Annotated in this window: 1 protein-coding gene; it reads left to right on the forward strand. The window is 48.9% G+C overall.

Annotation, left to right across the window (positions count from 1 at the left end):
* A partial coding sequence (locus BAU28_RS30670; protein WP_208610959.1) for a WD40 repeat domain-containing protein occupies positions 1 to 309 on the forward strand: 309 nt, incomplete at both ends.

A 309-nucleotide genomic window follows, 5' to 3' on the forward strand; every position in this document is an offset into this window, starting at 1 on the left:
TTTTGACTTCTTCCGAAAACGCCAGGCTGGTCCTGGCTCTGGCTTTCTCCCCATACTCCTATAAAATTTTGGCTGGTACCGACGACACCAGCTTGATTTGTACTATCACCATGAACCCCTTGCCAATTTTGATTTCTTCCGAAAACGCCAGGCTGGTTCTGGCTCTGGCTTTCTCCCCATACTCCTATAAAATTTTGGCTGGTACCGACAACACCAGCTTGCTCCTTACTATTACCATGAACCCCCTGCCAATTTTGACTTCTTCCGAAAACGCCAGGCTGGTCCTGGCTCTGGCTTTCTCCCCATACT

Origin of the sequence: Bacillus paramycoides (assembly GCF_001884235.1) — a bacterium.
GTDB classification, from domain to species: domain Bacteria; phylum Bacillota; class Bacilli; order Bacillales; family Bacillaceae_G; genus Bacillus_A; species Bacillus_A paramycoides.